At 59.0% G+C, this 13,579-nt stretch carries 9 protein-coding genes and 2 pseudogenes; all 11 read right to left on the bottom strand.

Features of this window, described 5'->3' with window-relative positions:
* Nucleotides 1-2: 2 nt before the first annotated feature.
* Nucleotides 3-965, bottom strand: a complete 963-nt coding sequence (gene mraY, locus SD70_RS05095; RefSeq protein WP_041046265.1) for a phospho-N-acetylmuramoyl-pentapeptide-transferase — start codon at nucleotides 963-965, stop codon at nucleotides 3-5.
* A gap of 545 nt (nucleotides 966-1,510) precedes the next feature.
* Nucleotides 1,511-2,933 (bottom strand): annotated as a pseudogene (locus SD70_RS05090) (UDP-N-acetylmuramoyl-tripeptide--D-alanyl-D-alanine ligase).
* Complete coding sequence (locus tag SD70_RS05085) at nucleotides 2,930-4,417, bottom strand: UDP-N-acetylmuramoyl-L-alanyl-D-glutamate--2,6-diaminopimelate ligase (protein ID WP_041046263.1); 1,488 nt, start codon at nucleotides 4,415-4,417, stop codon at nucleotides 2,930-2,932. The pseudogene SD70_RS05090 and the gene SD70_RS05085 overlap by 4 nt, the downstream one beginning before the upstream one ends.
* A 40-nt stretch (nucleotides 4,418-4,457) precedes the next feature.
* Nucleotides 4,458-6,392, bottom strand: coding sequence for a stage V sporulation protein D (locus tag SD70_RS05080; protein ID WP_041046261.1), 1,935 nt, complete (start codon nucleotides 6,390-6,392; stop codon nucleotides 4,458-4,460).
* Nucleotides 6,393-6,511: 119 nt separating this feature from the next.
* Entirely contained in the window at nucleotides 6,512-7,912 is a 1,401-nt protein-coding gene (locus SD70_RS35795) for a penicillin-binding transpeptidase domain-containing protein (protein WP_156157892.1), read from the bottom strand.
* The gene (locus SD70_RS35790; RefSeq protein ID WP_156157891.1) at nucleotides 7,858-8,838 is read right to left on the bottom strand and encodes a hypothetical protein; all 981 of its coding nucleotides are present in this window, start codon (nucleotides 8,836-8,838) and stop codon (nucleotides 7,858-7,860) included. Before SD70_RS35790 ends, SD70_RS35795 begins: the two co-directional genes overlap by 55 nt.
* Before the next feature lie 104 nt (nucleotides 8,839-8,942).
* A complete protein-coding gene (ftsL, locus tag SD70_RS05070) occupies nucleotides 8,943-9,431 on the bottom strand; it encodes a cell division protein FtsL (RefSeq protein ID WP_082053144.1) in 489 nt (162 codons plus the stop codon).
* Nucleotide 9,432: 1 nt separating this feature from the next.
* Nucleotides 9,433-10,398 (bottom strand): 16S rRNA (cytosine(1402)-N(4))-methyltransferase RsmH, encoded by a 966-nt coding sequence (rsmH, locus tag SD70_RS05065; protein ID WP_041046259.1) that lies wholly within the window; start codon nucleotides 10,396-10,398, stop codon nucleotides 9,433-9,435.
* Between the two features lie 36 nt (nucleotides 10,399-10,434).
* Nucleotides 10,435-10,872 (bottom strand): division/cell wall cluster transcriptional repressor MraZ, encoded by a 438-nt coding sequence (gene mraZ, locus SD70_RS05060; protein ID WP_041046257.1) that lies wholly within the window; start codon nucleotides 10,870-10,872, stop codon nucleotides 10,435-10,437.
* Between the two features lie 121 nt (nucleotides 10,873-10,993).
* Nucleotides 10,994-11,917, bottom strand: a complete 924-nt coding sequence (locus SD70_RS05055) for a DUF4349 domain-containing protein (protein ID WP_197080944.1) — start codon at nucleotides 11,915-11,917, stop codon at nucleotides 10,994-10,996.
* 386 nt (nucleotides 11,918-12,303) lie between these two features.
* Nucleotides 12,304-13,568: pseudogene (locus SD70_RS05050) on the bottom strand (adenosylhomocysteinase).
* Nucleotides 13,569-13,579: the final 11 nt, after the last annotated feature.

Here is a 13,579-nt window from a genome sequence, read left to right as displayed (position 1 = left end):
TGTTAGAACACCTCGTTAATGTAAAGTCCAATTCCCGCCAGCACGAGTCCCGCCGTCCAAAACGTCAGCACAACGCGCCATTCGGACCAGCCGACCAGCTCGAAGTGATGATGGATCGGGCTCATGCGGAACACGCGCTTGCCGCGCGTTTTGAAAGATACGACTTGAATGATGACGGACAGCATTTCCATCACGAACACGCCGCCGATAATGACGAGGAGCAGCTCCGACTTGGTGAGGATGGCTGCTGCCGCCAGCCCGCCGCCGATGCCGAGCGAGCCGGTATCGCCCATGAACACCCGGGCCGGATGGGCGTTGAAGACGAGAAAGCCGAGCACCGCGCCGATCATGCCTGCGCAAAAAATGGCAACCTCCGGCATCGTATTGTTCATCGCGATGACGGCGTACGCCCCGAACGCGATCGCGCTCGTACCGGCGAGCAGCCCGTCGAGTCCGTCCGTGAAATTGACGGCGTTGGACGAACCGAGCATGACGATGAACACGAACGGAAAATAGAGCCAGCCGAGCGGCACGCTCATATGCGTAAACGGAATCGGCAGCGCAGTGCTGTGGCCTTGCTGAATGAGCAAAACGCAGACGATGACCGAAACGAGAAACTGGCCGAGCAGCTTTTGCTTGGCGGTTAAGCCGAGCGAGCGCTTGAGCGCGATTTTGATGTAATCGTCGAGGAAGCCGACGAAGCCGTAGCCGAGCGTCGCGATCAGCATGATGACGAGATCCATGTTTTTATCCGCGAAGCGGATGACGGACAGCGTCAGCGCAAACAAAATGATAATGCCGCCCATCGTCGGCGTGCCGGCTTTTTTCTGGTGCCCCTGCGGCCCTTCCGTGCGGATTTGCTGGCCGAACTTCAGCCTGCGCAGCAGCGGAATGAACAAGGGCCCGGCTATAAGCGCGATTAGGAACGCCGCCCCCATTGTAAACAGTATGACTTTCAGTTCCACGTTGGTGCCTCCTAAAAACTTTCCCGCCAGGGAAAGTTGCTTCGTAAGCGTGTGCTACGTTTTCCCGATAGGGAAAAAGCTTCGTAAGGGTCAGCTTAACTTTTCCGTTAGGGAAAGTTGCTTCGTAAGCATATGTATTAACCTATTCGCGGGACGCTGCCGATTACGGGGAGTCTCCGCGCAAAAATGGGCGATTGCAGTACGCGGCAGAACGATCCCACTCAGGCGACGTGCGGCTTCTCGCGGTTTCCATCCCGAATTTTTCTGGCGACCATCGACAGAGAGAGTGACTCAAGCGGACAGACAAGCCGTTATTCGGCCCTTTTTCCTTGTATGGACGTTGTAACGGACACGAGATCCGCTAATTGGAGCTTCAAGCGGGCAACGGGGCCGTTTTTCTCGGAATAACGCATCTTTTGTCCGTCGCCCACTGAAAAACCGTCGTTTTTTACAAATAACGTATCTGCGGTCCGCCCGTTGCGTCCACATTACCGGGCGATTTTGCGCCAGGGGCGTGAGGTTCCGTTTCTTTAGGAGACGCACTGCTAATGGGCGCCCGCGTCCTTGCCGGTCAGCGCGCTGACGACCGTTTCAAGCTCCATGCCGCGCGAGCCTTTGACCAGCACGACGTCGGCCGGCTGCACGAGCCGGAGCAGCTCAGCGGTCAGCTGCTCCTTGTCGCCAAAGCTGAGCACGCGCTCCGCCGCCATCCGCGCCGCCGCTCCGGCGGCGATATGGCGGGCGCGTTCGCCGTACGTCAGCACGTAATCGGCGACGTCCGGGCCGAGCTCCGCGCCGATGTCCAGGTGGAACTCCGTCTCCTGCGGACCGAGCTCGAGCATGTCGCCGAGCACCGCAAACTTGCGGGCGTACCCGTTCAGCTCGCCGAGCAGCTTGAGCGCGGCGCGCATCGACGTCGGGCTGGCGTTGTAAGCGTCGTTCAGCACCGTTAAACCGCTCGGCGCCTTCAGCACTTCGATGCGCATGCTCGTCATTTGCACGGCGGCGAGCCCGGCAGCGATGGTCTCGTCGCTGAGGCCGTATTCGCGACCGACGGCGATAGCCGCCAAAGCGTTGGTCACGTTGTGGCGGCCGAGCAGCGGGATGAAAAATTCGGTGCCCGCTCCGGCATTCACTCGAAAATAAGTGCCGTTCGCTTCCGTGCGTACAGCCGTCGGGTACAGGTCGAACCCCTGTCCCATTCCGAACCGCAGCAAACGGAATCGCTCCGGCTGCGGCATTTGAGGAAGCACCTTTTCGATGAGCGGCGATTCTCCGTTATAGACAAACAGGCCGTCTTGGCGCAGCCCGCCCACAATTTCCGTCTTCGCCCTGGCGATCTCCTCGCTCGAGCCGAGCTGCTCCAAATGGGATTCGCCGATGATCGTAATAACCGCCGTATCGGGTTCGGCAATGCCGGACAGCAGCGCGATTTCGCCGCGTGCGCTCATGCCCATTTCCAGCACCGCTATTTCCGTATCCTCGTCCAGCTGCAACAGCGTAAGAGGCAGCCCGATATGGTTGTTGAAATTGCCTTTCGTCTTGTGCACGCGGTACTGCGTCGCCAGCACGGCGTTGGGCCAAATCTTTGGTCGTCGTCTTACCGTTGCTGCCGGTAATGCCGACGACGCGCACGTTCAGCTCCCGCCGGTATGCGTGAGCGAGCTGCTGCAAGGCCGCAAGCGTATCGTCGACGACGAGCGCCGGCGCTCCTTGCGGCGGAGGCGCTTCGTGCCCGGCTTGCCACAGCACGGCCGATGCGCCGGCGTCCACGGCCTTCTGCGCATATAGATGTCCGTCGAACCGTTCTCCTTGCAGCGGGACGAACAAATTGCCGCCAGCGATCGTGCGCGTATCCGTCGATACGCCGGCCACGAGCCGTTCTCCGCCTGCGGCGGGATTACGGGGCGCCTCAACAAGCCGGCCGGAAAGCATGCGCTCCAGCTCGGCGATCGTGCGGCGAATCATCGGCCTCGTCTCCTTATCGCTTCTTCCGCCACGAGGCGGTCGTCGAAATCGTATTTCACGCCTTGAATTTCCTGATACGTTTCATGTCCTTTGCCCGCTATCAATACTACATCGCCAGGGCCTGCCCGATCAATAGCCTTTTGTATGGCAATTTTTCGGTCCGCTATCGCTTCGTACCGGTCTTCCGGCAAGCCGGCCTCGGCGAGCCCGGGCAAGATGTCGCGCAATATCGCTTCCGGATCTTCGCTGCGGGGATTATCCGAGGTGACGTACACGTAGCCGCTGTACTGCGCCGCCACCCGGCCCATGATCGGACGCTTCGTCCGGTCGCGGTCGCCGCCGCAGCCGAATACGGTAATGACCTGGCCTGCGGCGAATTCGCCTATGGTCGTTAACGCCTTTTCGAGACTGTCGGGCGTATGCGCGTAATCGACGAGCACGAGGTACGGCTGCCCCGCATCGACCCGCTCCATTCTGCCGGAGACTCCCTGCACCCGCTCCAGGCTATCCTTGATGTCGTCAAGCGCAATGCCTTCGGCCAAACAGGCGGCGATTGCCCCCAAAGCGTTGTATACGTTGAATTTGCCGACGAGCTGCATGCGGAATTCGGCGCTCCCGGCAAACGATTCGACCGTAAAAACGGTTCCGCCCAAAGTCATGCGGATGCTTGTCGCCCGCACGTCGCAAGGACGATCGATCCCGTAGCGGATCACTTGCGCGCTTGTCAGCCGGGCAAAGTAATCCGACGCTTCGTCGTCGGCGTTCAGCACGGCGTACTGCCGCTCTTCCGGCACGGCGGAGAACGTGTTGCCGAGACGGGAGAAAAGCAGCCCTTTGGCCGCCCTGTAGTTGTCCATCGTATGATGGAAATTGAGATGATCCTGCGTCAAATTGGTGAATATCGCCGTACGGAACTTTGTCCCCTTCACCCGCTCCTGCTCCAGCGCCTCGCTGGACGCCTCCATAACGACATACTGCGTCCCGGCATCCGCCATGAGCCGCAAATTGCGCTGCAAGTCCGGCGCTTCCTGCGTCGTCCGCTCGGCTTTTACGGTAACGCCCCCGACCGTCGTCCGGATCGTGCCCATGAGGCCGGTCTTCCAACCGCGATCCGCCAAAATGCGCTCGAGCAAATAAGTCATGGTCGTTTTGCCCTTCGTGCCGGTGACGCCGATGACCTGCATGCCGTGGCTCGGATAGCCGAAAAAATGCGACGCGATGACCGCCATCGCATATCGCGCGTTGGGCACGACCAGCTGCGCAGCCGGCAAGTCCAGCACACGCTCCGTCACGAGCGCGGACGCTCCCGCCGCCAGCGCCGCCGGGGCATAACGGTGCCCGTCGGTGACGTAGCCGGGCACACAAATGAACAGATGGCCCGGCCCAACTTTCCGCGAATCGAACTGAATATCCGTGAAAGCCGTATTTCCGTCTCCTACGATTCGGGAATTAACGAACAGCGACGCGAGCTCCTTCAATTGCATGACGAGTCCTCCTCCGGTAGCCTTGCGGCAATAGCAATCATTATTGACTTGTATCTGCTAAGTATACGCGTATCGTCGATCCCTTCTCCACTCTCGTTCCGGGCTTCGGCACCTGGTTGACGACGGTGTTGCCGGTGCCGGATTTGGCCAGCAGGAAGTTATCGTTCATATCTTCCAAAATATCTTCGATCGTAGCGCCGATCAAGTTGGGCACTTCGACGATCTGCGGAGTTGTGTCTCCATAAGTGTATTCCCTCGGCAGCTGTTTTTTGCTCGGCTCGACCTTCAAATACCGGAGCGATTCGGCCATGATGTTTTTGACGAGCGGCGCGGCGATCAGACCGCCGAACTGCAGCCCTTGCGGGTTGTCGACGGCGGCGTAAACGACGATGCGCGGGTTGTCCGCCGGCGCAAAGCCGATGAACGACACGATGTGCTCGGTCGGCGAATAGCGGCCGCCGATCACTTTTTGCGCAGTACCGGTTTTGCCGCCGACGCGATAGCCGTCGATAAACGCGTTTTTGCCGGTGCCCTGGGCGACGACGCTCTCCAGCGCCTCGCGCACCTGCTTCGACGTATCCGCGCTGATGACGTTGTCGCGAACGAGCTTCGGCTCCATGCGCTGTACCACTTCACCGTTATCCGGATTGATGAGCGCCTTGCCGACGTGCGGCTGGAACAGCCTGCCGCCGTTGATCGCCGCCGACACGGCAGCCACTTGCTGGATCGGCGTCACCGACACGCCTTGCCCGAACGCCGTCGTTGCCAGCTCGACCGGACCGACGCGCGAAGGCTTGAACAAAATGCCGTTCTCCTCGCCGCCGAGGTCGATGCCCGTCTTTTTGCCGAAGCCGAACCGGTTAATGTAGTCGAACAGCGTCTCTTTGCCGAGACGTTGGCCGAGTACGACAAAGCCGGGGTTGCACGAATTTTCCACGACTTCGAGGAACGATTCGCTGCCGTGCCCGCCCCTTTTCCAGCAGCGAAGCCGGGCGCCCCCGACTTCGATCGCGCCGGGATCGTGGAAAAACTCGTTTTTCAAATCCACCTTTTTCTCGTTCAGCGCAGCTGCCAGCGTAATGATTTTGAACGTGGAACCGGGCTCGTACGTCATCCAGATCGGCAAGTCGCGGTTGTACGTTTCGACCGGATAATCGCGAAAATGGCTCGGCTCGAACGTCGGATACCCGGCCATCGCCAGCACTTCCCCGTTGTTCGGGTCCATCATGATCGCAATCGCGTGCTCCGCCTGATATTTGATCATCGCCTGCTGCAGCTCGCGCTCGACGACGGATTGCAGATGATAGTCGATCGTCAGCTGCAGGTTGAGCCCGTCCAGCGGCTTCGCGAACTGGCTCGTGGAGCCGGGCATCTTGTCGCCGTTCGCCTGCGACAAATACGAGATGTAGCCTTTGACGCCGGTCATCTGCTTGTCGTACGTCGCCTCGACCCCCATGAGCCCTTGATTGTCAATGCCCGTAAAGCCTAATACATGGGCCGCCAGCGATCCGTATGGATAGAAGCGCTTGTTGTCCTCCGTTACGATGATGCCGGGCAAATTCATTTCGCGGATTTGCTGCGCCTTCTCTTGCGTAATCTTGCGGCCTGCCGGCTTGATGTAGACGGATGACGCGCTTTTCTTCAGCAGCTTGTAAATGTCGTCCGCCGGCATGTCCAGCACGGCTGCGAGCCGCTCCGCCACCGCTTTCGCGTCCTCGACCTGCGCCGGTACGGCCATAACGGTCGGCGTGCTGATGTTGTAGGTCAGCTTCGTCCCGTTGCGGTCCCATATTTCGCCCCGCTTCGGCATGACCGTAATTTGCCGCCGCCAGTTATCTTCGGCTTCGGCGGCGAGCTGCTTGCCTTTCCAGAGCTGCACGTACGCGAGCCGCACGAGAAGACCGGCAAATAGCAAAGTGCCTGCAAGCAAAATGAAAAAAAGCCGGCGGCGGACGGTAACGTTGGATACGCGCATGCGGCTAACCCCTCCAGTCCTTGGGGGCCAGTCCGTACCGGAGGCACGGACAGACTCCGAGTCATGATCGTTCATCACATGACTATTCGGGACAAACAGGGGTTAGAACAAGCTGTGCGTTATCGGCTTGGCCCGCCCGTCTTTTTGGCCGCATTCGTTTTGGCGCCGGATTTGGACGGGGACGTCTGGACCGCATTTTGGGCAGCGGGGGGCGTTCCCGCTTGCGCATCTGCCGCAGCGCCTTCGCTCGCCTCGGAAGAAGACGGCGAAGCGTCGGGAGCGCGCAACTGCAGCGCTACGCCGCCGCCATCGGCAGCGCTTTGGCCGACGACATAGCCTTCGCCGCTGACCTGGCAGGCGGTGCCGACGAACGCGCACATTTCCATCGCTTCGCGCAAGCTGCGTCCCGTCAAGTCCGGCAGCGGCAAAGCCCCATCCTGAAGGGCGACGGCGATACGATAAGAGCCGCTAATTTGCGTCCCCGGCAGCGGGAATTGGCGCAGCACCTTGTCTCCTTTGCCGAGCGCTTCGATTTTGAGCCCGTATTTGCCGGCGGCCGTTTTGGCCGCATCCGGCGTCATTCCGACGAGGTCAGGCACCGACAGCGTTACTTCCTTCAACGTGGCCGCCGTCTGTTTTGGCGATTGTTTACTAGAAGGGATCCCCAAATATTTCAAGGACTGCGCCATAATGTCGCGGAATAGCGGCGGCCCGACTTCGCTGCCGCGATGGTAATCTCCGCCCAGATCGGGGTCTTCGACAATAATGGTGACGAGCAGCTGCGGATCGTCGACCGGCGCATAACCTACGAACGAAATGTTCCAGCGCTTGTCCGCATAACCGCCGGTCTTCGGGTCGACGAAGTTCGCCGTTCCGGTTTTGCCGGCGATGCGGTAGCCGTCGATATAAGCTTTTTTCCCGGTGCCGATGTCTTGATCGGAAACGACTTGCTCCAAATATTCGGAAACTTGCTTCGCCGTCCCGGGATCCACAACTTGCCGGACGACTTTCGGCTCGAAGCTTTGCACGACTTGGCCGGTTTTCGCATCGACGATATCTTTGATGACGTGCGGCCACATCAGCTTGCCGCCGTTCGCCACAGCCCCGTACGCTGCCGCTTCCTGGATCGCCGTCGCGGTCAAGCCTTGGCCGTAAGTAGACGTCGCATATTCGACAGGGTTGCGCAGCGGGACGAGGCCGGGCACCTCTCCGGGCAAATCGATGCCCGTCTTGGCGCCGAAGCCGAAGTTCATTATATATTGCTTGAGTTTGTCCTGTCCAAGCATCTCATAGCCGAGCTTGACGAAAGCGACGTTACTGGAGCGCTTCAAGCCGTCCAAAAAGGAAATGCGCCCCCAGCCGACGTCGTTATGGTCGTGAAGCAGGCGGTCATATACGGCAATCGAACCCGACTGGTACGTATCGTTCGGACGAAACAAGCCTTCCTTGACGGTACCGGCCAACGTCACAAGCTTGAAGGTGGAGCCGGGCTCGAATTGCGCAGCGACGGCCCTGTCCAAAACACGTCGTTTTTTTTCACGGCCCAATATTTGTTCGGATCAAACGCCGGATAGCTGGCCAGCCCAAGAATTTCCATCGTTTTCGGATCGGCCGCGATGACTGCCATGCTTTTCGGATGGAACTTGTCGGCCACTTTGGCCATGGCGTTCTCGATATAGAACTGGATGTTTTTGTCAATTGTCAGCCGCACCCGCTTGCCGTCCACGGCCGGTTGAATCGTCACTTTCGCGTCCGGCAGCTCGACGCCCGCAGCGTCTTTCTCATAATTGATGCGGCCCGGCACGCCCTTCAGCACATCGTCCATCTGCGCTTCCATGCCCATCACGGCGTGGCCCTCTTTGTCGCTGTAGCCGAGCACGTGCGCGGCAAGGGAGCCTCCCGGGTAGTACCGTTTCTTCTCCTCGGACGTGTAGATGCCAATGCTGGACGACTTTGACCGCTTCAGCTTTGCTTGCAAGTCGGCGACAAGCTGATCGATTTTATCCTTTTGCTCCTTGTCGATTTTCCAGCCTTCCGGCCTCACCTCGACCAGCTCCATCGGCTTGCCGTCTTTGTTTTTCTTGTCCAGCAGCTTGCGGATTTTATCCTGCAGCGCCGCAAGGTCGGAATTATCGTCGGAAGCGTTCAAAATGGCGGACAAGCCGGACACGACGTCGTCGGCGATGCCGTTTTCGGCGATGAGCCGCGGGGAAATGCCGACGGTATAGGCCGGTGCGTCTTCAGCCAGCACTTTGTCGTGGCGATCGACGATGTCGCCGCGCACCGGAGCAATCGTCTTGTCCGCCTCCCACCGTTTTTGCGCCTGATCGAGCAGCCACGCCGCCTGCACGACCTGCACCCAATACAATCGCCCGACGAGCCCAACAAAAAAAAGGGTGAAAAGCCCCCCTATCAGCATGGATCGAAGTTTCAGTTTTTTCGGCATGTCAACCAGCCCCGTAACGTTAGTCGTGCATTTATGCTTCGTTTATTTCGATTCCGCTCCCGCGCGGGGAGCGAACAATCGATAGTATTTTCGGACGTCAGCCGTTAACGGCTCATCGCGACTTTCGTACCGCCAGCCGGCGCGCTTGTCTTTTTCGCCCCGGCCGTTTTGGCGTCTGCGCCTTTGCCTTGCGGCTGCTGCGCCGAAGCCGTAGATTTCGACGGCGCTGGCGTTTGCTGCTCCGACTCGTCGCTCGGCACCATGCCGTAGCTTTCCGCCAGTTCCTTCAGCCGCTCCGGGCTCAGCCCCTTGTCGATCTGCTGCTTGAGCGCCATGTTCTCGGCTTCAATCCGCTTGATATCCTGCTGCATTTTCAGGATCGTCGCATTCATTTGATAAATTTGCGCATAGCGCCACAGGATAACGCCCGCCACAAGGACAAGCACGGCCACCGTAAATAAATATAACAGCTTTTCCTGTGTTGGCAACGATTTATTGCGGTATACGACTTTTCGCGTCTCTTTTACTTTGACTGTGCGGCTCGGTTCGCGCTTCGGCTCCACTGCCAAATTCCCTTGAATGTATGCAGCCATGCTATGATCCCTCCTTGGGCAATTTTTCCGCTATGCGCAGCTTCGCCGACCTGGCGCGAGGGTTCGCTTCCAGCTCCTCCTCGCTCGCCGTGATCGGTTTCCGGTTGACGAGCTTGAGCACGCCCTTTTTCTGACATACGCAGACAGGAAAATCGGGCGGGCACGTGCACGTTTCAACATTTTTCGCAAACAATCGCTTGCAAATCCTGTCCTCGAGCGAATGAAACGTAATAACCGCCGCCCTCCCGCCGGGAGCGAGGCAGGCAATCGCTTGCTCGAGGGAGTCTTCGAAGGCGCCGAGCTCGTCGTTGACGGCAATGCGCAATGCTTGAAAGCTGCGCTTCGCCGGATGCGGACCGCTCCGCCGCGCCGCTGCCGGGATGCCCGTCTTAATGAGCTCGGCCAGCTGCCCCGTCGTTTCGATCGGAGCGTTGCGGCGTGCCTCGACAATGTTTGCGGCGATGCGGCGCGAGAACTTCTCTTCGCCATATTCGAACAAAATTCGTGCCAACTCTTCGGCAGGCCACTCGTTCACGATCGTTCTCGCCGTTAACGGCGACGATCTGTCCATGCGCATGTCGAGTTCGGCGTCCTGATTGTAGCTGAAGCCGCGCTCGGCTTCGTCCAGCTGCGGCGACGAAACTCCCAAATCGTACAAAATGCCGTCCACGGCCGGGACGCCGTCCCGCATCGCGCGCGGCTCCTGCCGCAGCACGTCTTGCAAATATCGAAAATTGGATTTGACCAGCTTTACGCGGTCGCGATAAGCGGCTAGCCGCTGTTCGGCGTTAGCAAGTGCGGCATCGTCCTGATCGAGCGCGATGAGCAGCCCTTCAGGTCCGAGCCTCGAAGCGATAAGCGAGCTGTGGCCCGCTCCGCCAAGCGTGCAGTCGACGTAAACGCCGTCCGGTTTGACGGCCAAGCCGTCAACGGACTGCTCCAGCAATACGGTAACGTGATGAAACAACGAAGTTCCCTCCTAGTAACGGTTCGGAGCGCCCGGTTACAGATCAAAGTTGAAATCGACGAGCTTCTCGGCGATTTCTCCAAACGACTGTTCGGACTCATTGAAGTAGTTTTCCCAAGTTGATTTACCCCAAATCTCCACCCGGTTGGAAACTCCGATGACAACGCAATCTTTATCCAGCTTGGCGTGCTCGATCAGGTTGTTCGGCAAATTGACCCGGCCCTGCTTGTCCAACTCGCATTCGGTCGCTCCCGAGAAAAAGAAGCGGGTGAACGCGCGGGCGTCGGACTTCATGAGCGGCAGCGCCTTCAGCTTCTGCTCCAGCACGGCCCATTCGGATTTCGGATAAACGAACAAGCATTGATCGAGACCGCGGGTGACGACGAAGGTTTCGCCGAGAGCTTCACGGAACTTGGCGGGAATAATCATACGGCCTTTCTCATCGATGGTGTGCTGATATTCCCCCATGAACATTCCGCTCGCCCCCCTTCCCTCCACTTTACCCCACTTTCCACCACTATTTAATATAAATTCTCCACTCAAACAAAAAATCCTGCTAATTGAGCAGGATTTTGAAAATTTATTTTCATTCCGGTCACTCCGGTTTGTCCGTTTCCGTACGCTCCTGGGTCGTTTCGGCAGGCGGCGCTTCCCGCCTCAGCTCGGCGCGCACTTGCTGCAGCTTGCGTTCGCGCCGCTTTCTGACGGCTAAGTAGACGACGGCGCCGATGCCGGCCAAAACAAGGACGGGGAGCAGAGCGGCAACAACGATTACAATGCCTTGCGCAATTTCGGCAACCACTTTCCACGAGCCGGCCGTCGCTTTTTCCAGCCGCTCCAGGAACGTCGGGTCAGCGCTTTTCTTCGTATTGTCCTTGGCATCCAGCTTCTGGTACATGCGCAGCTCGATCGTCGACAGGGCGACATTCTGGTCTAAATAGCGCATGCGCCCTTTAATTTGCTCGATGTCCGTCTGCACTTTCGACAGTTCATTCGAGAAGGCGACGAGGTCGTCGGTTTTTTGCGCCTTCTCCATGAAGGCGAGCAGCCGCGCTTCCACCGCCTGCTTCGCCTTCAGCCTGGCCTCGAGGTCGACGTACTCCTCGGTCACGTCCTGGCCTTGAACGCTGCGCTGCAGCGAGGGGGAAATGCGCTCGAGCCCGTCGAGGAACGAGGCGAAGCCTTGCGCCGCCACCTTGATCGTGTAGTTGCCGCTGCGCTCGCGGTCGTTCGTCGTCTCCGTGAACTGGAGAATGAACGCGCCGCTTAAAGCCGCGAGATTGCGCAGCTTCGTCTGCGCGTCGCCGTAGTCGGCCACTTCCATAACCAGATTCGCTTTGTAAATCAGCTTGCGGTTGAAGCCTTCGCTGCTGTCGGCGGCAATGGGCGGCGTTATGCTCGCGGCAGGCGCGTTCGGCACCGCGCTTCCCGCCGGTTGTTTCGGCGCAGCGTTCGTTTGTGCCGCCTGATTGCTTACCGATGCCGCGTTTTTATCGGCCGCCTGATCTTTTTTCGCCATCGACTCGGATTTCGCATCGGCGGCCGCAGCCGGCATAGCCGGCGCGGATGACGCCGCGCCGCTCGCTGTGCTCGCCGCTTTGTCATGAGACGCGCTGCCTGCAGCCGGTCAGCGCCATGACGGCGAGGCAGTACAGCTGCCGCAAGCAGCCCGCCGACCGCCCGCCGCAGTCTGCTTCTCCTCCGCGAGCTTGATTCAACCGCGTCTGTCCGTATGTTCCCGATCCCCCTCATCTTCTTGCCCCCTTATCCATAATTTTGCGGTACACCCTCTAAACGGCAGCAGGTGGCGCAAGGTTGCTCGGAAGAAAGGGCGATTAAGCAAAAAAGCTGCAACCGCCGTCCGGAGACGGTGGTCCAGCTTTTTAACCAAAATAAAGAATGTTCTCAATGCTCCGCCCAGCTGTCGAGGTACGCTTTCTGCTCGGCGGTGAGCGAGTCGATGCCGATGCCGAGCGCCTCCAGCTTGTAGCGCGCCACCTGCTCGTCAAGCTCATACGGCACATTGATCACTTTCGAACCGATTTCCTTGTAGCGGTCGTTCACGTATTTCAGCGACATCGCTTGCAGCGCGAACGTCATATCCATAATTTCAGCCGGATGGCCGTCGCCCGCCGCCAAATTGACGAGGCGCCCTTCCGCCAGCAAATAAAATTTGCGGCCGTCGGCCAAGCTGAATTCCTCGATGTTGCGGCGCACCGTGCGCTTCGCTACAGACAGCGCCTCGAGCTCCGGCTTGTTCACCTCGACGTCGAAGTGGCCGGCATTGGACAAAATTGCGCCGTCCTTCATCACTTTGTAATGCTCGCCGCGAATGACGTCGCGGTTGCCGGTGACGGTGATGAAGTAGTCGCCGATTTTGGCCGCTTCCAGCATCGGCATAACGGCAAAGCCGTCCATATACGCTTCGACCGCTTTGATCGCATCGACTTCCACGACGACGACGTTCGCGCCGAGCCCTTTGGCCCGCATCGCCACGCCTTTGCCGCACCAGCCGTAGCCGCAGACGACGACCGTCTTGCCGGCGACGACGAGGTTCGTCGTACGGTTAATGCCGTCGAACACGGACTGCCCTGTGCCGTAGCGATTGTCGAACAAATACTTGCAGTAAGCGTCGTTAACAGCGACCATCGGGAACCGCAGCTTTCCATCCTTTTCCATCGCCTTCAGGCGCAAAATGCCTGTCGTCGTCTCTTCCGCGCCGCCGCGTACCGTTTTCAAGAGGTCCTGGCGTTCGGAATGGAGCGTCGAGACGAGATCGCCGCCGTCGTCGATAATGAGGTCCGGCTGCGTTTCCAGCGACTTGATCAGCAGCGCTTTGTATTCCTCCGGAGACGGGTTGTATTTGGCGAACACGGTGATGCCGTCTTCTACGAGCGCGGCGCAAATATCGTCCTGCGTCGACAGCGGGTTGCTGCCTGTCATCGTCACTTGCGCTCCGCCCGCTTGAATGACTTTGCCGAGGTAAGCCGTCTTCGCCTCCAGATGCAGCGAGATCGTTACCTTCAGCCCTTGGAACGGCTTTTCTTTCTCGAACCCCGCGCGGATGCGGTTCAGCACCGGCATGTGGGCGCTTGCCCAATCAATTTTCAGACGCCTTCCGGAGCCAGCTTCGGGTCGGCGATAATGCTTTGGTTAACGGCATTTGTCATCGGTTACATAC

The organism is Gordoniibacillus kamchatkensis (assembly GCF_000829455.1).
Taxonomy (GTDB): Bacteria; Bacillota; Bacilli; order Paenibacillales; family NBRC-103111; genus Gordoniibacillus; species Gordoniibacillus kamchatkensis.
The sequence above is the reverse complement of the archived record's forward strand: the minus strand, read 5'-3'. Positions and strand labels throughout refer to the sequence as shown.